This window comes from Streptomyces sp. NPDC051976 (assembly GCF_040680795.1).
Taxonomy (GTDB): domain Bacteria; phylum Actinomycetota; class Actinomycetes; order Streptomycetales; family Streptomycetaceae; genus Actinacidiphila.
In genome coordinates, this window is the sequence record NZ_JBFAXL010000009.1 from 39,520 (window position 1) to 59,544 (window position 20,025).

The 20,025-nt window shown below is 72.4% G+C and carries 18 protein-coding genes; 13 read left to right on the forward strand and 5 right to left on the reverse strand.

Features of this window, described 5'->3' with window-relative positions; all coding sequences use genetic code 11:
• The 4 genes from AB0M29_RS12560 to AB0M29_RS12575 are packed head-to-tail and all read left to right on the forward strand — an operon-like array spanning nucleotide 1 to nucleotide 2,567.
• Nucleotides 1-639 (forward strand): AIM24 family protein, encoded by a 639-nt coding sequence (locus tag AB0M29_RS12560; RefSeq protein ID WP_365382201.1) that lies wholly within the window; start codon nucleotides 1-3, stop codon nucleotides 637-639.
• Nucleotides 639-1,289: an AIM24 family protein gene (locus tag AB0M29_RS12565; RefSeq protein ID WP_365382202.1), complete on the forward strand. Its 651-nt coding sequence runs from the start codon at nucleotides 639-641 to the stop codon at nucleotides 1,287-1,289. Before AB0M29_RS12560 ends, AB0M29_RS12565 begins: the two co-directional genes overlap by 1 nt.
• Nucleotides 1,286-2,029 (forward strand): AIM24 family protein, encoded by a 744-nt coding sequence (locus AB0M29_RS12570; RefSeq protein WP_365382203.1) that lies wholly within the window; start codon nucleotides 1,286-1,288, stop codon nucleotides 2,027-2,029. Before AB0M29_RS12565 ends, AB0M29_RS12570 begins: the two co-directional genes overlap by 4 nt.
• A gap of 55 nt (nucleotides 2,030-2,084) precedes the next feature.
• Entirely contained in the window at nucleotides 2,085-2,567 is a 483-nt protein-coding gene (locus AB0M29_RS12575) for a MarR family transcriptional regulator (protein ID WP_365382204.1), read from the forward strand.
• A gap of 54 nt (nucleotides 2,568-2,621) precedes the next feature.
• Here the strand turns inward: AB0M29_RS12575 and meaB are convergent, their stop codons facing one another.
• Both meaB and AB0M29_RS12585 read right to left on the reverse strand, forming a co-directional pair.
• Nucleotides 2,622-3,620, reverse strand: a complete 999-nt coding sequence (gene meaB / locus AB0M29_RS12580; protein ID WP_365382205.1) for a methylmalonyl Co-A mutase-associated GTPase MeaB — start codon at nucleotides 3,618-3,620, stop codon at nucleotides 2,622-2,624.
• Nucleotides 3,621-3,661: 41 nt separating this feature from the next.
• On the reverse strand, nucleotides 3,662-4,837 hold the full coding sequence (locus tag AB0M29_RS12585) for an acetyl-CoA C-acetyltransferase (RefSeq protein ID WP_365382370.1): 1,176 nt from the start codon (nucleotides 4,835-4,837) through the stop codon (nucleotides 3,662-3,664).
• Nucleotides 4,838-5,000: 163 nt separating this feature from the next.
• Between AB0M29_RS12585 and mce the strand changes: the two genes are divergently transcribed.
• The 7 genes from mce to AB0M29_RS12620 all read left to right on the forward strand — a co-directional run bounded on the left by mce (nucleotide 5,001) and on the right by AB0M29_RS12620 (nucleotide 14,316).
• Nucleotides 5,001-5,447 carry a methylmalonyl-CoA epimerase gene (gene mce / locus AB0M29_RS12590; protein WP_365382206.1) on the forward strand — a complete coding sequence of 149 codons (447 nt, stop codon included), beginning with the start codon at nucleotides 5,001-5,003 and terminating at the stop codon, nucleotides 5,445-5,447.
• Between the two features lie 237 nt (nucleotides 5,448-5,684).
• Nucleotides 5,685-9,197, forward strand: coding sequence for a polarized growth protein Scy (gene scy, locus AB0M29_RS12595; RefSeq protein WP_365382371.1), 3,513 nt, complete (start codon nucleotides 5,685-5,687; stop codon nucleotides 9,195-9,197).
• Nucleotides 9,198-9,299: 102 nt separating this feature from the next.
• Entirely contained in the window at nucleotides 9,300-10,238 is a 939-nt protein-coding gene (locus AB0M29_RS12600; RefSeq protein ID WP_365382207.1) for a cellulose-binding protein, read from the forward strand.
• 104 nt (nucleotides 10,239-10,342) lie between these two features.
• Nucleotides 10,343-11,359 (forward strand): ATP-binding cassette domain-containing protein, encoded by a 1,017-nt coding sequence (locus AB0M29_RS12605; protein ID WP_365382208.1) that lies wholly within the window; start codon nucleotides 10,343-10,345, stop codon nucleotides 11,357-11,359.
• 1 nt (nucleotide 11,360) lies between these two features.
• Nucleotides 11,361-12,134: an ABC transporter permease gene (locus AB0M29_RS12610; RefSeq protein ID WP_365382209.1), complete on the forward strand. Its 774-nt coding sequence runs from the start codon at nucleotides 11,361-11,363 to the stop codon at nucleotides 12,132-12,134.
• Nucleotides 12,135-12,205: 71 nt separating this feature from the next.
• Complete coding sequence (locus tag AB0M29_RS12615) at nucleotides 12,206-13,417, forward strand: ABC transporter ATP-binding protein (RefSeq protein WP_365382210.1); 1,212 nt, start codon at nucleotides 12,206-12,208, stop codon at nucleotides 13,415-13,417.
• Nucleotides 13,414-14,316 (forward strand): ABC transporter permease, encoded by a 903-nt coding sequence (locus AB0M29_RS12620; RefSeq protein WP_365382211.1) that lies wholly within the window; start codon nucleotides 13,414-13,416, stop codon nucleotides 14,314-14,316. Before AB0M29_RS12615 ends, AB0M29_RS12620 begins: the two co-directional genes overlap by 4 nt.
• Before the next feature lie 16 nt (nucleotides 14,317-14,332).
• On the opposite strand, the gene AB0M29_RS12625 is transcribed toward AB0M29_RS12620, so the two are convergent.
• Nucleotides 14,333-14,656: an ATP/GTP-binding protein gene (locus AB0M29_RS12625; RefSeq protein WP_365382212.1), complete on the reverse strand. Its 324-nt coding sequence runs from the start codon at nucleotides 14,654-14,656 to the stop codon at nucleotides 14,333-14,335.
• Between the two features lie 188 nt (nucleotides 14,657-14,844).
• Between AB0M29_RS12625 and AB0M29_RS12630 the strand changes: the two genes are divergently transcribed.
• Nucleotides 14,845-15,873 (forward strand): LLM class flavin-dependent oxidoreductase, encoded by a 1,029-nt coding sequence (locus AB0M29_RS12630; RefSeq protein WP_365382213.1) that lies wholly within the window; start codon nucleotides 14,845-14,847, stop codon nucleotides 15,871-15,873.
• Nucleotides 15,874-15,936: 63 nt separating this feature from the next.
• On the opposite strand, the gene AB0M29_RS12635 is transcribed toward AB0M29_RS12630, so the two are convergent.
• Nucleotides 15,937-16,329 carry an SCO5389 family protein gene (locus AB0M29_RS12635; protein ID WP_365382214.1) on the reverse strand — a complete coding sequence of 131 codons (393 nt, stop codon included), beginning with the start codon at nucleotides 16,327-16,329 and terminating at the stop codon, nucleotides 15,937-15,939.
• 225 nt (nucleotides 16,330-16,554) lie between these two features.
• Here AB0M29_RS12635 and nucS point away from each other — a divergent pair, with 225 nt between their 5' ends.
• The gene (gene nucS, locus AB0M29_RS12640) at nucleotides 16,555-17,217 is read left to right on the forward strand and encodes an endonuclease NucS (protein ID WP_365382215.1); all 663 of its coding nucleotides are present in this window, start codon (nucleotides 16,555-16,557) and stop codon (nucleotides 17,215-17,217) included.
• A gap of 36 nt (nucleotides 17,218-17,253) precedes the next feature.
• Here nucS and AB0M29_RS12645 read toward each other — a convergent pair whose 3' ends face one another.
• Nucleotides 17,254-19,872: an ATP-binding protein gene (locus tag AB0M29_RS12645; protein ID WP_365382216.1), complete on the reverse strand. Its 2,619-nt coding sequence runs from the start codon at nucleotides 19,870-19,872 to the stop codon at nucleotides 17,254-17,256.
• Between the last annotated feature and the right edge of the window lie 153 nt (nucleotides 19,873-20,025).

Genomic DNA, 20,025 nt, shown 5'->3' on the forward strand with positions numbered 1-20,025 from the left:
GTGGCACAGTTCCGGCTGCAGGGCAGCAGGGTGCTCGCCGTCGACCTCGCCGGTGACGCGGTCAAGGCCAAGAACGGTGCGATGGTCGCCTACGACGGCGAGATGACCTTCAAGAAGATGACCGGCGGCGGCGAGGGCCTGCGCGGCCTGGTGACCCGCCGGATCACCGGCGAGTCGATGGCCGTGATGGAGGTCAAGGGCCACGGCACCTGCTACTTCGCGGACCGGGCGACCGAGATCAACCTGGTGCGCCTCGGCGGCGAGAAGCTGTACGTCGAGGCCAGCAACCTGCTGGCCACCGACACCGCGCTGCGCACCGGCACCACCTTCACCGGGCTGCGCGGCGCCTCGCAGGGCAACGGGCTGTTCACCACCACCGTCGAGGGAGTGGGCCAGGCGGCGATCATGTCCGACGGCCCGGCGATCGTGCTGCGGGTGTCCGGCGCCTACCCGCTGACCGTCGACCCCGGCGCGTACATCGCGCACACCGGGAACCTGCGCCAGCAGCTCCAGACGGCGGTCGGCTGGCGCACCCTGATCGGTGAGGGCTCGGGCGAGAGCTTCCAGATCCGCTTCGAGGGCGACGGGCTGGTCTATGTGCAGCCCAGCGAGCGCACCACGATCGGGGGGCAGCTCTGATGCCGTTCACCAGGATCAACTCCAAGATGGTGGAGGCCCGGATCGTCCCCGGGCAGCGGATGTTCAGCCAGCGCGGCGCGATGCTGGCCTACCGCGGCGCGGTGGCGTTCACCCCGAGCATCACCGGCGGCCAGGGCGGCGTGATGTCGATGATCGGCCGCCGGGTGGCGAACGAGGCGACCCCGCTGATGACCGTCGAGGGCGACGGCTCGGTGATGTTCGGGCACGGCGGCCACCACATCCACTGCGTCGACCTCGCGGGCGAGACGCTGTACGTGGAGGCCGACCGGCTGCTGGCCTTCGACGGCTCACTGCAGCAGGGCACCATGTTCATGGGCTCGCAGGGCGGCGTCATGGGCGTGATACGCGGTCAGGTCACCGGGCAGGGGCTGTTCACCACCACGCTCCAGGGCAAGGGCTCGGTCGCGGTGATGGCCCACGGCGGCGTCATCGAACTCCCCATCACCCCGCAGCGCCCGATCCATGTCGACCCGCAGGCGTATGTCGCCCACCGCGGCGACGTACGCAACAAGCTGTCCGCCGCGCTCGGCTGGCGCGAGATGGTGGGCCGCGGCTCGGGCGAGGCGTTCCAGCTCGAACTGTCGGGCCAGGGCATGGTCTACGTACAGGCGTCGGAGGAGAAGCTGTGACCGGCACGAGTGGCGACGGCGGCCCGGTGATCTTCGACCCCTACACGCTGCCGGTCAACGACAACGTCAATCCGTACGCCTTCTCCGTCGAGCTGGACGGCCAGTGGTTCCTGCAGAAGGGGAAGATGATCGCCTACTACGGGCAGGTCGACTTCCTCGCCATCGGCCACGGCCCGCTGGACCGGCTGGTGGCCGCCAACTTCCACTCCCCGCTGCACGCCGCCGACTGGGTGGTCGCCCAGGGCCGCGGCAAGATGCTGCTCGCCGACCGGTCGTACGACATCAACTCCTACGACCTCGACGACGGCAACCTGACGATCAGGTCGGGAAACCTGCTGGCCTTCGAGCCGGGTCTGGCGCTCAAGCAGTCGATCATCCCGGGCTTCCTGACGCTGATCGGCACCGGGAAGTTCGTGGCCGCCTCCAACGGCGCGGTGCACTTCGTGGAGCCGCCGATCCGGGTCGACCCGCAGGCGCTGGTCGGCTGGGCGGACTGCCCCTCCCCCTGCCACCACTACGACCACGCCTACCTGCGCGGGGTGCTGGGCGGCATCAGGGCGATGACCGGGATAGGCGGTGCGTCCGGCGAGGAGCACCAGTTCGAGTTCGTCGGCGCCGGGCAGGTGCTGCTGCAGTCCACCGAGACGCTGATGGCCGAGCAGGCCACCGGCGGGGTGCCGGCGAGCGCCGGCCCCGGGGTGCCCGGCCAGGGTCCGGACCTGCGCCGCTTCGGACGGTGACCGGATGGCTACCCTCGCGATCATCCGGGATTCAACAGCCGGTAGAATTCCGGGTATGGAGACCGAGACCGCTGAAGGCACCGCAAACTGGCTCACCGACGAGCAGCAGCGGGCCTGGCGCATTCACCTGGACGTCAGCCGTCTGCTCATGTACCAGCTGGAACGCGATCTGCAGCCCTTCGGCCTGACGAACAACGACTACGAGATCCTCGTCAACCTCTCCGAGGCCGATGACCACCGGCTGCGGATGAGCGACCTGGCGAAGTCGACGCTCCAGTCCAAGAGCAGGCTGTCGCACCAGATCACCCGGATGGAGAGTGCGGGCCTGGTCCGGCGGGAGAACTGCGAGTCCGACCGGCGCGGCCTGTACGCGGTCCTCACCGAGCAGGGCTGGGACACCATGCGCGAGGTCGCGCCGCGCCATGTCGCCTCGGTGCGCGCCCACTTCATCGACCTCATCCCGGACGACGACCTGACCGCCTACCACAAGGCGCTGACCCCGGTCGCCGACCATCTGCGGGCGCAGCGCGGCCGGTAGCCGCACCGCGTCCGGCCGCCGCCGGGGTGTCCGCGCCCCGGCGGCGTTCGCGCGTCACGACGACGTCAGGCCCGCGATCAGTTCGTCCGCGGCCGCGTAGGCGTCCAGGGTGCCGGTGGCGACCCGCTCGGCCAGGGCGTCGAGGTGCTGGTCGCCGCGGAGGTCGCCGATCCGGCCGCGCAGCGTGGTGAGGGCGATGTTCTCCACCTCGCCCGCGGCGCGGGCCCGGCGCCGGACGTCGAGCACGCCGTGCTCCTCCATCCAGGCACGGTGCTTCTCCAGCGCCTCGACGACCTCGTCGATGCCCTCGCTCCGCGCGGCGACCGTCTTGACGATCGGCGGCCGCCAGTCGCCCGCCGCCCGGGACTCGCCCAGGCCCAGCATGTGGTTCAGCTCGCGGGCGGTGGCGTCGGCGCCGTCCCGGTCGGCCTTGTTGACCACGTAGACGTCGCCGATCTCCAGGATTCCGGCCTTCGCCGCCTGGATGCCGTCGCCCATGCCGGGCGCGAGCAGCACCACCGAGGTGTCGGCCTGGGCGGCGATCTCCACCTCGGACTGGCCGACGCCGACGGTCTCCACCAGGATCACCTCGCAGCCCGCGGCGTCCAGCACCCGGATCGCCTGCGGAGCGGCCCAGGCCAGACCGCCGAGGTGGCCGCGGGTGGCCATCGAGCGGATGTAGACGCCCGGGTCGGAGGCGTGCTCCGACATCCGTACCCGGTCGCCCAGCAGCGCCCCGCCGGAGAACGGCGAGGACGGGTCGACGGCGAGCACCCCGACCCGGCGGCCCGCCTTGCGGTAGGCGGTGACCAGCGCCGAGGTGGACGTCGACTTGCCCACGCCGGGCGAGCCGGTCAGACCGACCACGTACGCCCCGCCGGTCAGCGGGGCGAGCGCGGCCATCACCTCACGCAGCTGCGGGGACGCCCCCTCCACGAGCGAGATCAGCCGGGCCACGGCCCGCGGCCTGCCCTGCCGCGCCTGCTCGACCAATGTGGAGACGTCCACCGTGTTTCCTCCTGTGTGAGACCCGCTCGCCTCGGCATGAGTCATCCGGGGCCGTCCGGCCCCCTTGCCGTACCGCCCCGCGGGGTTCAGTTACCCGGGACGTGGATGATCAGCGCGTCGCCCTGACCGCCGCCGCCGCACAGGGCCGCGGCGCCGGTGCCGCCGCCGCGGCGCTTCAGCTCCAGCGCCAGGTGCAGCACGATACGGGCCCCGGACATGCCGATCGGGTGGCCCAGGGCGATCGCGCCGCCGTTGACGTTGACCTTGTCCGGGGTCACGCCCAGGTCCTTCATCGACTGGACGGCGACGGCCGCGAACGCCTCGTTGATCTCGATGAGGTCGAGGTCGTCGACGGTCAGGCCCTCCTTGCCCAGCGCGTGGTTGATCGCGTTGGACGGCTGCGACTGCAGCGAGTTGTCCGGGCCCGCGACATTGCCGTGGGCGCCGATCTCGGCGATCCACTCCAGGCCCAGCTCCTGCGCCTTCGCCTTGCTCATGACGACGACCGCGGCGGCGCCGTCGGAGATCTGCGAGGCGGTGCCCGCGGTGATGGTGCCCTCCTTGCCGAAGGCCGGGCGGAGCTTGCCGAGCGTGTCGACGGTGGTCTCGGCGCGGATGCCCTCGTCCTTGCTGAAGACCACCGGGTCGCCCTTGCGCTGCGGGATCTCCACCGGGGTGATCTCGGCCTTGAACAGCCCGTTCTTCTGCGCGGCGGCGGCCCGCTGGTGGGACAGCGCGCCGATCTCGTCCTGCGCGCCCCGCTCGATGCCCAGCCTGGTGTTGTGCGCCTCGGTGGACTCGCCCATCGCGATGTGCTCGAACGGGTCGGTGAGGCCGTCGTGCGCCATCGCGTCGAGCATCTCGATCGCGCCGTACTTGTGGCCCTCACGGGACTTGGGCAGCAGGTGCGGGGCGTTGGTCATCGACTCCTGGCCGCCGGCGACCACGATGTCGAACTCCCCGGCGCGGATGAGCTGGTCGGCCAGCGCGATGGCGTCGAGGCCGGAGAGGCAGACCTTGTTGACGGTGAGTGCGGGCACGCCCATCGGGATGCCCGCCTTGACGGCGGCCTGGCGGGCGGGGATCTGGCCGGCGCCGGCGGTCAGCACCTGGCCCATGATCACGTACTGCACCTGGTCGCCGCCGATCCCGGCCCGGTCGAGCGCTGCCTTGATCGCGAACCCGCCGAGGTCGGCCCCGGAGAAGGTGCGCAGGCTGCCGAGCAGCCGGCCCATCGGGGTTCGGGCACCTGCGACGATCACGGAGGTACGTGCCTGGCTGGTCATGGTGCGGCCCCTTCGGCTGAAGAGAGGAGTTAACGAGGGTTACCGTCAATGTACTGAGGGGTAGCCGCCTGGTCACCCGGCGAACCGTGTGATGGCGCGCACGTTGCGTGACCACATGAGCGTGCGCTCCACTGTGTCCATGACTTCAGGGCTCACGCGGATCGACCACATCGGTATCGCCTGCTTCGACCTCGACGCCACCGTCGAGTTCTACCGTGCCACCTACGGCTTCGAAGTGGCGCACAGCGAGGTGAACGAGGAGCAGGGCGTACGCGAGGCGATGCTCAGGGTGAACGGCACCTCCGACGGCGGCGCCAGCTACCTGCAACTGCTGGAGCCCACCCGTGAGGACTCCGCCGTCGGCAAGTGGCTCGCCAAGAACGGCGAGGGCGTGCACCACATCGCCTTCGGCACCGCGGATGTGGACGGCGTCTCCGCCGACATCAGGGACAAGGGCGTACGGGTCCTGTACGACGAGCCGCGGATCGGCACGATGGGCTCCAGGATCACGTTCCTGCACCCCAAGGACTGTCACGGGGTGCTCACGGAGCTGGTCACCTCGGCCGAGGGCTCCCACGACCACTGACCCAAGGCCCGCCCTGCCCGGTAGAGTGACCGGGTCTACCGGGGTGGGCAACTGGGTACGCTCCCGCTCCGCGACGTTGATCTGACACCATTCCTCGTACAGCTCCGTCTGCGAACGGAGTGAAGAGGAATCTCACCCGGTTGGCGGGTGAGGACGCCAGGAGACCGATGGGACCGCGGAGTGCGGGGCAACGACAGCTACCAGGCTGACGACCACCTCTCTCAGCTCGAAGCCGAGATGGAGCGGCTTCGTACCGAGCGGGGCAAGGCCGTCGACCACGCCGACGACCTCGGATACCAGGTCGAGGTGCTGCGCGCCAAGCTGCACGAGGCGCGCCGCAATCTCGCGTCCCGCCCTGCCTACGACAACATCGGCCACCAGGCCGACCAGCTCCTGCGCAACGCCCAGATCCAGGCCGACCAGCTCCGCGCCGACGCCGAGCGCGAGCTGCGCGAGGCCCGCGCGCAGACCCAGCGGCTGCTCCAGGAGCAGGCCGAGCACCAGTCCCGGTTCGAGGCCGAGTGGCACGCCGAGGCGATCGCCAGGCGCCGCCAGCTCGACGAGGAGCTCGGCGAGCGCCGCGCCACCGTCGAGACCCATGTCAACGAGAACGTGGCGTGGGCCGAGCAGCTGCGGGCCCGCAGCGAGTCGCAGGCCCGGCGGCTGCTGGAGGAGACCCGGGCGGAGTCCGAGGCGGCGCTGGCCGCCGCCCGCGCCGAGGCCACCCGGGTCGCCGAGCAGACCCGTGAGCGGCTGACGGCCGACGCCCAGGCCGCCCGCACCGAGGCCGAGCAGCTGCTGCGCAGGGCCCGTACCGACGCCGAGCGGCTGCTGACCGCCGCCTCCGCGCAGGCCCAGGAGGCCACCAGCGAGGCCGAGCAGCTCAGGACCACCACCCGCGGCGAGTCCGACGAGGCCAGGTCCCGGGCGATCGAGCTGTCCCGGCTGGCCGAGGAGCGGATCCGGGAGGCGGACGAGACGCTGCGTACCGCCCGCGCCGAGGCCGAGCGGCTGCGCGAGGAGGCCGCCGCAGGCGCCGCGAAGCGGCTGGCGGCCGCCGAGACGGAGAACGAACAGCGCACCCGTACCGCCCGCGCGGAGATCGCGCGGTTGGTCGGGGAGGCGACCAAGCAGACCGAGACCGCGCAGGCGGAGGCCGAGCAGACGGTCGCCGACGCCACCGCCGAGGCCGAGCGGATCCGGGTCGAGGCCCAGGAGACGGCCCGGGCCGCCGCGTCCGAGGACGCCGCCGCCCAGCTCGCCCAGGCCGCCAGATCCGCCGAGGAGATCCTCACCAAGGCGTCCGAGGACGCCCGCTCCACCACGAAGAGCGCGGGCGAGGAGGCCGAGCGGATCCGCCGCGAGGCCGAGGCGGAGGCCGAGCGGCTGCGCACCGAGGCCGAGGCGTCCGCGCAGGAGCTGCGGGGCGCCGCACAGGACGACACCGAGGAGTACCGGGCCAGGACGGTCGAGCTGCAGGAGGAGGCCAGGCGGCTGCGCGGCGAGGCCGAGCAGCTGCGGGCCGACGCGGTCGCCGAGGGCGAGCGGATCCGCGGCGAGGCCCGCCGTGAGGCCGTCCAGCAGATCGAGGAGGCCGCCAGCAAGGCCGAGGAGCTGCTGGCGAAGGCCAAGGCGGGCGGCGACGAGGTACGGCAGAGCGCCGCGGCCGAGGCCGACCGGATGCGCACCGAGTCCGTCGAGCGCGCCTCGTCGCTGAACGGCAAGGCCGAGGAGGCCCTGCAGCGGGCCCGCGCCGAGGCCGAGGAGCTGCGGGCCGAGGCGGAGCGGCAGGCCGCCGCGGTCAAGGACGAGGCCGAGCGGGCCGCGCAGGAGCAGCGCGCGGAGGCGGCCACCGTGGTGGCCCGGCTGCGCGAGGAGGCCGAGGCCGACCTGGTCAGGCTCCGCGAGGAGGCCGAGACCCGGGTCGCCGCCGCCGAGCAGGCGCTGCGGGACGCCAACGCCGAGGCCGACCGGCTGCGCCGGGAGGCGGGCGAGGAGGCCGAGCGGCTGCGGCAGGAGACCGCCGAGCGGATCCGTACGCTGCACGAGCAGGCCGAGGCCGAGGCCGTACGGCTGCGCGACGAGGCCGCGGCGGACGCGGCGCAGAGCCGTGCCGAGGGCGAGTCGGTGGCCCTGCGGCTGCAGGCGGACGCGGCGGCGGAGGCCGAGCAGCGGCGCGCGGAGGCGCAGGAAGGCGCCGACCGGGTGCGCGCGGAGGCCGCGACGGCCGCCGAGCGGCTCGGGGTGGAGGCCGCCGAGGCGCTGGCCGCCGCCCAGGAGGAGGCGGCCCGCCGCCGCCGCGAGGCCGAGGAGCTGCTGGCGTCCGCCCGCGGCGAGGCCGAGCAGGAGCGGGCGCAGGCCCGCCGGGAGAGCGACGAGCTGCTCGCCGCCGCCCGCAAGCGGGTCGAGGACGCGGCCGCGGAGGCCGACCGGCTCGGCGCCGAGGCCGACCAGCGGGCCACCGAGATGGTGGCGGCCGCGGAGTCCCACGCGCAGCAGGTACGGGACGCGGTCGCGCATCTGCACCAGGAGGCCGAGGAGGAGATCGCCGGGCTGCGGTCGGCGGCCGAGCACGCCGCGGAGCGGCTGCGCGGCGAAGCGCAGGGCGAGGCCGACCGGCTGCACGCGGACGCCAACTCCGAGCGGGAGCGTGCCGGGGAGGACTCGGCCAGGATCCGCCGGGAGAGCCAGGAGGAGGCCGAGGCCGCCCGCCAGCTCGCCGACCGTACGGTCAGCGAGGCGATCGAGGAGTCCGACCGGCTGCGCACCGAGGCCCGCGAGGACGCCAACCGGATGCGGGCCGACGCCGCGGGCCAGGCCGACCAGCTGGTCAGCAAGGCACGCGAGGAGGCCGAACGGCTGGGCGCGCTCGCCAAGGAGGCGCTGGACACCGCGGAGCGGGAGGCCGAGGAGGCGCGCACCCAGTCGCAGCGCGTACTCGACGACGCCCGCGAGGCGGCCAACAAGCGGCGCAGCGAAGCGGCCGAGCAGGCCGACGAGTTGATCGGCAAGGCGCAGGCGGAGGCGGTCAAGACCGCGGCCGCCGCCGAGGAGCAGGCCGACACCATGGTCGGCGCGGCCCGCGGCGAGGCCGAGCGGCTGGTCAACGAAGCCACCGCCGAGGGCAACGGGATCGTGGAGCGGTCGCGTACCGACGCCGACACCCTGCTCGGCGAGGCCCGGCGGGACGCCACCGCGATAAGGGAGCGCACCGAGGAGCTGCGCCAGCGCGTCGAGTCCGAGGTCGAGGAGTTGCACGAGCGGGCCCGCAAGGAGGCCGCCGAGGCGATGAAGACCGTCGGCGAGCGGGTCGACAAGCTGGTCGCCGCCGCCACCGAGCAGCTCGCCGAGGCGGAGGCGAAGGCCGCCGAGATCAAGTCCACGGCCACCTCGGAAGCGAGTAAGGTCCGTATCGCCGCGGTGAAGAAGGTCGAGGGCCTGCTCAAGGAGGCCGACCTGAAGAAGGCCGCGGCCGACCGCGAGGCGGAGCGCGTCACGAGCGAGGCGCGGGCCGAGGCGGAGCGCATCGTGACCGAGGGCAAGCGAGAGCTGGAGATCCTGGTACGCCGCCGCGAGGACATCAACGCGGAGATCTCCCGCGTCCAGGACGTGCTGGAGGCACTGGAGTCGTTCGAGGCGCCCGGCGTCGGCGGCGGGTCGAAGAACCCGATGAACCCGGTCACCGCGGGCGCCGGCGCGGGATCCACCCGAACGAGTGGCAAGCGTATCGACGATGCGCCACTCGATTGAGCGGACATTCTCCATACCTATACGGCATTGGCTCGTTGACACGCCGTCCTGGCCCCTAGGATTCCCTCTATCACCTCACCGGTCTGAATCGACAGGAACCCCATGAGCGACACTTCCTCCCCCTTCGGCTTCGAGCTCGTGCGGCGCGGATACGACCGCGGACAGGTGGACGACCGCATCACGAAGCTCGTCGCCGACCGTGACAGCGCACTGACCCGAATCACCGCGCTGGAGAAGCGCATCGAGGAACTGCACCTCGAAACCCAGAACGCCCAGGCTCAGGTGAACGACTCCGAGCCGTCGTACGCGGGTCTCGGTGCCCGTGTCGAGAAGATCCTCCGCCTCGCCGAGGAGGAGGCGAAGGACCTGCGCGAGGAGGCCCGCCGCGCCGCCGAGCAGCACCGCGAGCTGGCCGAGTCGGCCGCCAACCAGGTGCGCAGTGACGCGGAGAGCTTCGCGGCCGACCGCAAGGCCAAGGCCGAGGACGAGGGCGCGCGGATCGTCGAGAAGGCGAAGGGCGACGCCACCCAGCTCCGCGCCGACGCCACCAAGGACGCGCAGAACAAGCGCGAGGAGGCGGACGCCCTCTTCGAGGAGACCCGCGCCAAGGCCGCCCAGGCCGCCGCGGACTTCGAGACCAACCTGGCCAAGCGCCGCGAGCAGTCCGAGCGTGACCTGGCGAGCCGTCAGGCCAAGGCCGAGAAGCGGCTGGCGGAGATCGAGCACCGCGCCGAGCAGCTGCGTCTCGAGGCCGAGAAGCTGCGCACGGACGCGGAGCGCCGGGCCCGCCAGACGGTGGAGACCGCGCAGCGCCAGTCCGAGGACATCGTCGCCGACGCGAACGCCAAGGCCGACCGGATCCGCAGCGAGTCCGAGCGCGAGCTGGCGGCGCTCACCAACCGCCGCGACAGCATCAACGCCCAGCTGACCAACGTCCGCGAGATGCTGGCCACGCTGACCGGTGCCGCGGTGGCCGCCGCGGGCGCCCCCGCCGACGACGAGCCGATCTCCCGCGGCGTCCCGGCGCAGCAGTCCCGCTGACCCTCCCGCGGGGCCCGATCCGGCACCCGCTGTTTTCACCGGATTTCCGGAACCCCCGTCCCTCCTCGGGCGGGGGTTCCGCCATGCTTGCTAGCCTCGCTGCCATGATTGAGTTGCAGGGGCTCACCAAGCGGTACGGGGACAAGACCGCCGTCGACCAACTGACCTTCACCGTGCGCCCCGGCGTGGTGACCGGCTTCCTCGGGCCCAACGGCGCGGGCAAGTCCACGACGATGCGCATGGTGCTCGGGTTGGACAATCCGACCGGTGGCGATGTGCACATCGACGGGAAGCACTACGCGCAGCTCAGCGAACCGCTGAAGTACATCGGCGCGCTGCTGGACGCCAAGGCGATCCACGGCGGGCGGACCGCGTACAACCATCTGCTCTGCCTCGCCCAGTCCAACCGCATCCCCCGGCACCGGGTGGACGAGGTGCTGGAGATCGTGGGGCTGACCGCGGTGGCGAAGAAGCGCTCCAAGGGCTTCTCGCTCGGTATGGGCCAGCGCCTGGGCATCGCGGCCGCGCTGCTCGGCGACCCCGAGATCCTGATGTTCGACGAGCCGGTGAACGGCCTCGACCCCGAGGGCATCCACTGGATCCGGAACCTGATGAAGGGGCTGGCCTCGCAGGGACGCACCGTCTTCGTCTCCAGCCATCTGATGAGCGAGATGGCGCTGACCGCCGAGCATCTGATCGTCATCGGCCGGGGGCGGCTGCTCGCCGACACCTCGATGGCCGACTTCATCGAGAAGAACTCCCGGTCCTTCGTGCGGATCCGCACCCCGCAGCAAGAGCGCTTCAAGGATGTGCTGACCACCGCCGGGTACACCCCGGTGAGCACCGGCGACGGCGCCTTCGAGATCCAGGACGGCGACCCGGCCCGGCTCGGCGAGCTGGCCGCCCAGCACCAGCTGGTGCTGCACGAGCTGAGCCAGCAGCGGGCATCCCTCGAAGAAGCGTTCATGCAGCTCACCGCCGAATCGGTGGAGTACCACGCGGGCGGTGTGCTCGGTCCGCCGCCCGGCCTGGAAGGCGGTGCGCCGCCGCCACCGGCCGCGGCACCGGCTCCGCAGTGGGGCGAGCAGTGGCGCAACTCCGGCACCGGGAAGAAGAACTGACATGACATCGGTATCCGCAGTCCTCGAGTCCGAGTGGACGAAGATCAGGTCGGTACGGTCCACGATCTGGACGCTGGCGCTGGCGTTCCTGGTGACCGTCGGGCTCTCCGCGGTAATCTGCGCGACGATCAACGCCACCTTCGACAACCAGTCGCAGTCGGACCAGGCGACCTTCGACCCGACGCAGGCCGCGTTCTTCAGCATGACGCTCGGCCAGCTCGCGCTGATCGTCTTCGGTGTGCTGGTGATCTCCAGCGAGTACAGCACCGGGATGATCCGCACCTCGCTGGCCGCCGTACCGCAGCGCGCCACCTTCTACACCGCGAAGGTCGCGGTGGCCGGCGCCCTGGCGCTGGTGGTCGCCATGGCCACCAGCTTCATCACCTTCTTCCTCGGCAACGCGCTGCTCGGCTCGCACAAGGCGTCGATCGGCGACCCCGGCGTGATGCGCGCGGTGGTGGGCGCCGGGCTGTACATGACGCTGCTGGTGCTGCTGTGCGTGGGCGCCGCCGCGATGCTGCGCAGCCCGATGCTGGGCCTGGGCATCCTGATGCCGTTCTTCTTCCTGATCTCGCCGATCCTGTCGGCGGTGCCGAAGGTGAAGACGGTGGCGCGCTACTTCCCCGACCAGGCGGGCCGCAAGATCATGGAGACCGTCCAGACCTCGGACAACCAGACCCCGTACGGCCCCTGGGCCGGTCTGGCCATCATGGCGGTGTGGGTCGTGGTCGCGCTGATCGGCGGCTACGTGGTGCTCAAGAAGCGCGACGCCTGAGCCTTTCCCCCTTGCCGCTATCCTCCTCCCTCACGGGGTACGTGCCCCGTGAGGAGTGCGAGGGGCGGAGCATGATCCAGGCAGTCGGCCTGACCAAGCAGTACGGCGCGAAGACAGCCGTGTACAACCTGTCGTTCCAGGTACGGCCCGGTAGCGTCACCGGCTTCCTCGGCCCGAACGGTTCCGGCAAGTCCACCACGATGCGGATGATCCTGGGCCTGGACGCTCCGACGGCCGGGCAGGTGACCATCGGCGGGCTGCCGTACCGCCAGCTCCCCAACGCCCCGCGCCGGGTGGGCGCGCTGCTGGACGCCAAGGCCGTGCACGGCGGGCGCAGCGCCCGCCAGCACCTGCTGTGCATCGCGCAGCTGTCCGGCATCCCGGCCCGCCGGGTCGACGAGGTGCTCGGTGTGGTGGGTCTGCAGGACGTGGCGGGCCGCCGCTCCAAGGGCTTCTCGCTCGGTATGGGGCAGCGGCTCGGTATCGCGGGCGCGCTGCTCGGCGACCCCGAGGTGCTGCTCTTCGACGAGCCGGTCAACGGCCTCGACCCCGAGGGCATCCACTGGGTGCGCAACCTGATGCGCAAGCTCGCCGCCGAGGGCCGTACCGTCTTCGTCTCCAGCCACCTGATGAGCGAGATGGCGCTGACCGCCGACCATCTGATCGTCATCGGCCGCGGCCAGTTGCTGGCCGACATGAGCGTGAAGGACTTCATCGCGCACCACTCGACGGGGTACGCGCTGGTGCGCACGCCCACCGAGGGCGGGGACCGCGACAAGCTCGGCAAGGCGCTCACCGAGGCGGGCGCGAGCGTACGGCAGGAGGACGACGGGGCGCTGCGGGTCACCGGTCTGGAGCTGCCCAGGATCAGCGACATCGCCTACGACGCGGAGGTCAGGCTCTGGGAGCTGTCGCCGCACCAGGCGTCGCTGGAGGAGGCGTACATGCGCCTGACGAGCGGCGCGGTCGACTACCGCTCGACGCAGGACCCGCGGCAGGGCCTCCAGCAGCCGCAGCCGTTCGGCTACCCGCAGCCGTACGGGCAGCCGCCGCAGCAGGGTTGGGGCCAGCCGCCGCAGTACCAGCAGGCGTGGGGACAGCCGGGCCAGCCGGGTCAGCCGGGATACGGCGCCCCGCAGCAGCCCTACGCGCCCGTGCCCGCTCCCCCGGCGGCCCCGTCCGCGCCCGCCACTCCCCCGGCGGCCCCCGTGGCCGCCCCCGCGGCGCCGGCCGCACCCGCCGCCCCCAGCCTGACCAAGTCCGACAGCGAGGACGCCCGATGACCGCCCCGGCACAGTTCCCGGCCTCCGCCCCCTACGGCGGCTACCAGCAGCAGCAGCCGTCGTTCGCCTCGCAGGTGCCGGTGGAGCGGACCACGCTGGCGCACGCGCTGCGCTCGGAGTGGACGAAGATCCGTACCGTGCGGTCCACGGTGTGGACGCTCGGCGTGATGCTGCTGCTGGTGATCGGCATCAACCTGCTGGTGATCATCCCGATCTCCAACAGCCACGACACCACCATCCCGGTGCTCGCCCCCGGCGTCTTCGGGCTGCTGCTCGGGCAGTTGGCGATCATCACGCTCGGCGTGCTGGTGATCACCTCGGAGTACGGCACCGGCATGATCCGCACCACCTTCACCGCCTGCCCGCAGCGCTCGCGGGTGCTCACCGCGAAGGCGATCGTCTTCTTCCTGCTCTCCTTCGTCATCACCACGGTCGCCTGCACCATGACCGCGCTGATCAGCTGGAGCGCCATGGACGGCCAGTCGCTCTCCGGCGGGGACGAGGTGCACCCGGGCGTCGTCGTCAAGGACGGCGTCACCGCGGCCAGCGGCACCGAGTGGCTCGGCGCCACCGTCGGCGTGGGGCTCTACGTGGCGCTGCTCGGTCTGCTGGCGCTGGCCGTCGGCGCGCTGCTGCGGCACTCCGCCGGGGCGATCACCGGCATGATGGGCGCCGTCCTGCTGCCGCTGCTGGTCGCGCTCTTCCTGCCCAGCAGCCTGGAGTCGACCCGCGAGAAGCTGGTGAAGTACTCCTGCCCCAACGCCCTCGCCTCGCTCTACCACTTCCCGATGATCGGCGAGGGCGACCAGAACGGCGTCCCGCAGCTCCTGCTGCTCGCCGGGGTGACCGCCGTGGTGCTCGGCGTGGCGTACGCGGTGCTCAACTCGCGCGACGTGTAGGCACAGGGCTTCCCGCTCAGTAGCGGGGCGCGTTACGGGACCGCTGCACCCTGCTGGTGCGGCGGTCCCTGGCGTTCCAGCAGGCGCGGTGCCAGTGCCGCCGGTCGTCCACGCCGTCGTACTCCCGCCAGGCCACCACATGGCCGACGCCCGGCGGGATCTCCTGGTCGCAGCCGGGGCAGCGGTAGTGCTTGGCGGAGGCGCTGCCCGCGATCGGGCGGACCACCCACTCCTCGCCCTGCCATTCCTCGGTCATTCCGTAGCCCAGCCCCGAGCCGGTCTCCTCGGTACGGTCGGCTGAACGCTCGGCGCCCGGCGGGCGGTTTCGTCGCGGCGACACGGCACACCTCGCACTCCGCAGGGGTCAGGGCCGGTCCTCGCGGACCTGTTCTCCAGCGTACAAGTCCGGCATGCGGGCAGCCGAACAGCGCATCTGCGGTACGACTGCCGAAAATCATGAAAACGCCTCCCAAAGCCGTGCCTTTGGCACGTGCCAAGCGTTAGAACCGGTGGAGGAGGGAGTGGACGATGCGAGTGGGGACCTTCGTTCTCGCGGCTCAGTTCCCGGGCCAGGGGCATGGGGAGGCGCTGCACCGGGCGATACGGTCCGCCGAGGCCGCGGAGCGGGCCGGGCTGGACGCCGTGTGGCTGGCGGAACACCATTTCGTGCCGTACGGCGTCTGCCCGTCGGCCGTGACCCTCGCGGGGCTGCTGCTGGGGCGTACCGAACGGATCGGGGTCGGCACCGCGGTGAGCGTGCTGCCGACCGCGCACCCGGTGGCGCTCGGCGAGCAGGCCGCGCTGCTGCACCTGGCCTCCGGCGGCCGCTTCACGCTCGGCGTGGGCCGCGGCGGCCCCTGGGTGGATCTGGAGGTCTTCGGCGCGGGCCTGCCCGCCTTCGAGGAGGGCTTCCCCGAGTCGCTCGACCTGCTGCTGCGCTGGCTGCGTGAGCCCGCCGTCGGCGCCGACGGCCCGCGGTACGCCTTCCGCGAGGTGCCCGTGGTGCCGCGCCCCGACGAGTTGGACGCGCCGGACACGGGCCCGCCCGTGGTGGTCGCCTGCACCTCCCCCGCCACCGTACGGCTGGCCGCCGAGCGCGGACTGCCGATGCTGCTGGGCATGCACAGCGACGACGCCGAGAAGGCCGCCATGGTGGCGCTCTGGAGGTCCACCGCGCGCGCGGCGGGTCACCCGTCCGAGACGGTCGCGACGGCGGCCCATGTGTCCGCGGGCGTCGCGCAGATCGCCGACACGGCCGCCGACGCCGCCGAGATCCTGCTCAAGGCGATGCCCGGCTGGCTGCAGCGGGGCCTGGGCGCGCACCGCACGGTGGACGGCAGCGTGCGGACGATGCGCGATCCGCACGCCTACACCGAACTGCTCTGCGCCCTGCATCCGGTGGGCCCGCCGCGGTTGTGCGCCGACCGGCTCGCCGCCACCGCGGCGGCGACCGGCATCACCCGCTTCGCGCTCCTCGTCGAGGGCTCCGGCGACCTCGCCGCGACCTTGGAGAATGTCGCCCGGCTGGGCGGCGACGTACTCCCGGAACTGGCCTGATCACGTGCGAGGGGCCGGTCGCGGGGGCACGCCGCATTGTGCGTCCGCCCGGTGAACGGTACGTCAGCAGTCCCTGAACTCCGGTGACTGGTTGAGCACTTGGGACCGGATGGAGGTGAACTTGCCGTAGCTCTCCTCCACTGCCGGGTCCAGGGGGAAGACCGCCACGCGGTGGCAGTTCTGGAAGGCGAGCCGCACCCCGAAGTGCCGCTGCAGCGCGCCGCGTATCGCATCGCTCGCCAGCGCACGGAGCAACTGGCCGCGTTCCCTCTCGCTCGGCGGCGGCACCTGGTTGTCGGCGAAGCTGCCACCGTCGACCTTGAGCTGTGCCACCAGCGAACTGATCATCTCCCACGCGTAGGGAAGGGAGGTCCGGACGCAGTCGACGAATTCAGCTTCGTCGACCTCGCCTCGCTCGGCCTGTTCGAGGAGGGCCGGTGAGACGTCGAGCGACATGGGTACTCCTCTCGTGGCCCCGTGGTCCCACGGAGCCAGACGGACGGGTTGCGGAAGCCGTACCAGCGGTTCCCGCACGTCGGCTTCCGCGTCAACCGTAGGGTCAGCCGTGCGAACCCACCAGGAGGTAGCGCCCTTAACCGGCCAAGTTTCCGAGTCGGCCAGGAGTCGTACGCACGGGGGCGAATCGCGCGGGGGCCCGGCCGTCCAGTAGCGTTGCGCACCATGCGCCTCGTCATCGCCCGCTGCTCCGTGGACTACGCGGGCCGGCTCTCCGCCCATCTCCCCTCCGCCACCCGGCTGCTGCTCATCAAGGCGGACGGAAGTCTGTCGGTGCACGCCGACGACCGCGCCTACAAGCCGCTGAACTGGATGTCGCCGCCGTGCACGCTCAAGGAGGGCGACGACGGTGTCTGGACGGTCGTCAACAAAGCCGGTGAGCAACTCATCATCAGCATCGAGGAGATACTGCACGACTCCTCGCACGAGCTCGGTGTCGACCCGGGCCTGATCAAGGACGGCGTCGAGGCGCACCTCCAGGAACTCCTCGCCGACCGCATGGAGGTCCTCGGCGAGGGCTGGACCCTGATCCGCCGCGAGTACCCCACCGCCATCGGCCCGGTCGACATCCTCTGCCGCGACGCCTCCGGCGCCACGGTCGCCGTCGAGCTCAAGCGGCGCGGCGACATCGACGGCGTCGAGCAGCTCACCCGCTACCTCGAACTCCTCAACCGCGACCCCCACCTCGCCCCGGTCAAGGGCATCTTCGCCGCCCAGGAGATCAAGCCCCAGGCGCGCGTCCTCGCCAACGACCGAGGGATCGACTGCGTCGTGCTCGACTACGACGCGATGCGCGGCATCGAAGACGACAAGCTGCGCCTTTTCTGACGGAAGTCGGGCCCCTGGCGGGCCCGCCGCACCCGGCTAGGGGGTCGTCGTGTCCGCGGAGGTGGTGCCCGTGTTCGTCGGGGACGAGCCGCCGCCCGGGAGCGTCGCCTGAGCGGACGTGGGTCCGGTGGGCGGAGTTGTCGGCGGCGTCGTAGGCGGCGTGGTCGGAGGTGTCGTAGGCGGCGTGGTCGGCGGCGTCGTGGGCGGCTTCGTCGTCGGGTGGTGCGACGGCGGTGTGCTGTGCGGGCCTCCGCCAGGCTGAGACGTCTCCACCGGGACCGTCGTCGTGCTGCCCCCCGGGGCCGTGGTCGTGGTGCCGCCCGGGGCCGTCGAGAAGGGGGCGGTCGGGGTCGGGGAGGTGGTGCCCGATGCCGAGGGGGTGGTCGTGCCCGGGGTCGGGTTGGACGGGCCGTCGTCGGTCGGGGTGTCCGTAGAGGGATCGTCCTGTTGGGCGGACTCTATGGGCTTGACCTGGTTGGGGGTGCTGTTGTCGTCGCTGGCGCCCGAGGTGGCGCCCAGGGTGACGATGGTGCCGAGGACGGCGGCGAGGACGACGCCGGTGGCGACCGCGACGAGGTTGCGGCGGGTGCCGACGATGGCGAGGCGGCGGGCTCCGTGGTGGTGCGGCGGCGGGGTGGCCGCCAGGCGCTTGCTGATGACGGTGACCGGCGGCTGCTCGCCCGGCGGGAGGGCCAGCGGCGTCGTCGCGGCCGTCAGTTCCAGCCCGGAGGGCGCCCCGCCGCCGTCACGGTCGTTGACGAGGGCGAGCGTACGGCGGCCGACGACGGTGCCCTGGCGGTCCGCGAGGGCGCCGCGCAGGGCGATGGACGCCTCCAGCTCGGCTCGGGCCCGGTCGGTGTTGCCGTTGCTGAGCGCGAGGACGCCCAACTCGTGGTGGAAGTACGCCTCTTCGGCGACCTCACCGGACATTCGCGCGGCCTCCTGGCCGATCCGCAGCGCACGCTCCCACGCACCCCAGTGCAGGGCGGCGGCGAAGGAGGGGGCCACGGTACGGGCCAGCAGCACGGCCGCGCTGGGGTGGCCGCCGTCCCGGCAGGCCGTCATGGCGGCGAGGATCGCCTCGGACTCACTGGCGGCCCGCTCCGGCGTCACGGAGGGGTGGCCGGTCCACCAGGCGTAGTGCAGGGCGGCGGTGTGCGCCTGGATGTCGGAGAGTTCGCCGTCCGACGCGAGATCGGGGGCGAGCTGCTGGACGACGCCGGCGGCGAGCCGGTAGTGCGCCGAGACCGGTACGGCCAGGCCGACGGAGGTGAGTTCGCCGAGCGCCGCGTCACCATGGGTGTCGCCGACCAGCGCGGGCAGGTGCGAGGGGTGCGGGCACTCGCCGTCCAGCGCGACGGCGAAGGCGAGGGCCTCCCGGGCGGACTCGCTCAGCCGCGAGGCGAGCAGGTGCGCGGGGGCGGCGCTCTCCGCCAGCGACGGCAGCGGCACCTCGACAGGGGCGCCGCGCAGCACGGGCGCGGACGCGGGTATCTCCAGCGGTACGACGTCGACCGGCTCCTCGCCGAGCGCCGCGTCGAGCGCCTCCCGGTCGTCGCGCGCGCCGGGCAGGTCGAGCGCGGAGGACACCGTCGTCGTCTCGAAGCCGGTGAGGTCGGGCAGCGGTATCGCGTCGGCGGGAGAGGTCGGCGTGCCGTTCTCCCAGACCGAGTCGTCCCAGTCCGGCTCGAGCGGCTGGCGCAGCGCGTCGCGCTGCCGCAGCAGTGCCCCGGCCTGGACGAAGCGCAGCGGAAGGCCCTCGGACTCGAACCACAGGTCGGCCGCCCACGCGGTCTCGTCCTCGGCCAGCGGCCGGGAGGTGACGAGTTGCAGCAGGTCGACGCAGGCGACGCGGGTGAGTCCTGACAGGAAGACCTCCTCGACCATCGAGTCGGCCGCCGGGGCGGTCACATCGGGGGTCGCGGACATCAGGAAGGCGCACTCGGGGGCCGCCGCGAGCAGCTCCTCCAGCGCGGCGCCGCCGATCTCCAGGTCGTCGATGACGACGACCGCGCCGGTGTCGTGCAGCAGCCCCGGCAGCTCGTCGCGGCCGGGCCGGTAGCCGTCGGCCTCGTAGACGGTGGCGAAAAGGTCCTGGAGCAGGTCGGCGGCCGTGCGCCGGTAGCCCGACATCCACAGCACACCGTCGGGCGCGAGGTCGGCGCAGGCGTTGGCGACACTCTCCAGCAGGGCGGTGCGGCCCGCGCCGGAGGGGCCGGTGACGCGGATCGAACGGCCGCGGGCGAGCAGCCGGATCAGCCGCTCGCGCTCCTCGTCGCGCTCCAGCAGCGGCAGCTCGGGGGCGGGCGGGCCCGGCGGCGGGGAGGGGCGGCGGGTGGCCAGGTGCGCGACGCGCTCCTCGCGGGTGCGCCGCCGCGGCACCGGCCGCTCGGCGGGCGGGCAGCCGGTGACCTCGGTGCCGTCGACCGGGTTGACGGTCAGCAGGTAGTCGGCGGTGACCACGCGCAGCACCCGGGCGCTGCCGCCGCTGGAGCCGCCGCTGAGGTCGGGTGCCAGCGGGTCGCGTGCCGGGCGGGCGCTGCGGGGCAGCGCGACGGTGCCGTCGGTCGCGTCGGCGCCGGGCAGGTCGAGCCCGTCAGTCGGGTCGGACTCCGGTATCGGGCGCTCGCCCGGTTCGCCGGTGAGGTGTTCCATGTCGTACGCCCCCCAGGTGCGTCACGTGCGGGGGCCTGCTCGGACCGTGGTGTCCGCTGCCGGACCGGCCCGTTCCCCTTTTCCCGGCGTACGGGGTGGCACGCCTGCTGACAAGCTGAGCCAAACTCTAAAGGCTCGCACAGTATCCATGAA

Coding starts and splice junctions, on each gene's coding strand:
- meaB (WP_365382205.1), bottom strand. CDS start 3,620: ATGACTCATGCCGAGGCGAGCGGGTCTCACACAGGAGGAAACACGGTG.
- scy (WP_365382371.1), top strand. CDS start 5,685: ATGGAGCGGCTTCGTACCGAGCGGGGCAAGGCCGTCGACCACGCCGAC.
- AB0M29_RS12645 (WP_365382216.1), bottom strand. CDS start 19,872: ATGGAACACCTCACCGGCGAACCGGGCGAGCGCCCGATACCGGAGTCC.
- AB0M29_RS12620 (WP_365382211.1), top strand. CDS start 13,414: ATGACCGCCCCGGCACAGTTCCCGGCCTCCGCCCCCTACGGCGGCTAC.
- AB0M29_RS12615 (WP_365382210.1), top strand. CDS start 12,206: ATGATCCAGGCAGTCGGCCTGACCAAGCAGTACGGCGCGAAGACAGCC.
- AB0M29_RS12565 (WP_365382202.1), top strand. CDS start 639: ATGCCGTTCACCAGGATCAACTCCAAGATGGTGGAGGCCCGGATCGTC.
- nucS (WP_365382215.1), top strand. CDS start 16,555: ATGCGCCTCGTCATCGCCCGCTGCTCCGTGGACTACGCGGGCCGGCTC.
- AB0M29_RS12600 (WP_365382207.1), top strand. CDS start 9,300: ATGAGCGACACTTCCTCCCCCTTCGGCTTCGAGCTCGTGCGGCGCGGA.
- AB0M29_RS12610 (WP_365382209.1), top strand. CDS start 11,361: ATGACATCGGTATCCGCAGTCCTCGAGTCCGAGTGGACGAAGATCAGG.
- AB0M29_RS12630 (WP_365382213.1), top strand. CDS start 14,845: ATGCGAGTGGGGACCTTCGTTCTCGCGGCTCAGTTCCCGGGCCAGGGG.
- AB0M29_RS12575 (WP_365382204.1), top strand. CDS start 2,085: ATGGAGACCGAGACCGCTGAAGGCACCGCAAACTGGCTCACCGACGAG.
- mce (WP_365382206.1), top strand. CDS start 5,001: ATGACTTCAGGGCTCACGCGGATCGACCACATCGGTATCGCCTGCTTC.
- AB0M29_RS12605 (WP_365382208.1), top strand. CDS start 10,343: ATGATTGAGTTGCAGGGGCTCACCAAGCGGTACGGGGACAAGACCGCC.
- AB0M29_RS12635 (WP_365382214.1), bottom strand. CDS start 16,329: ATGTCGCTCGACGTCTCACCGGCCCTCCTCGAACAGGCCGAGCGAGGC.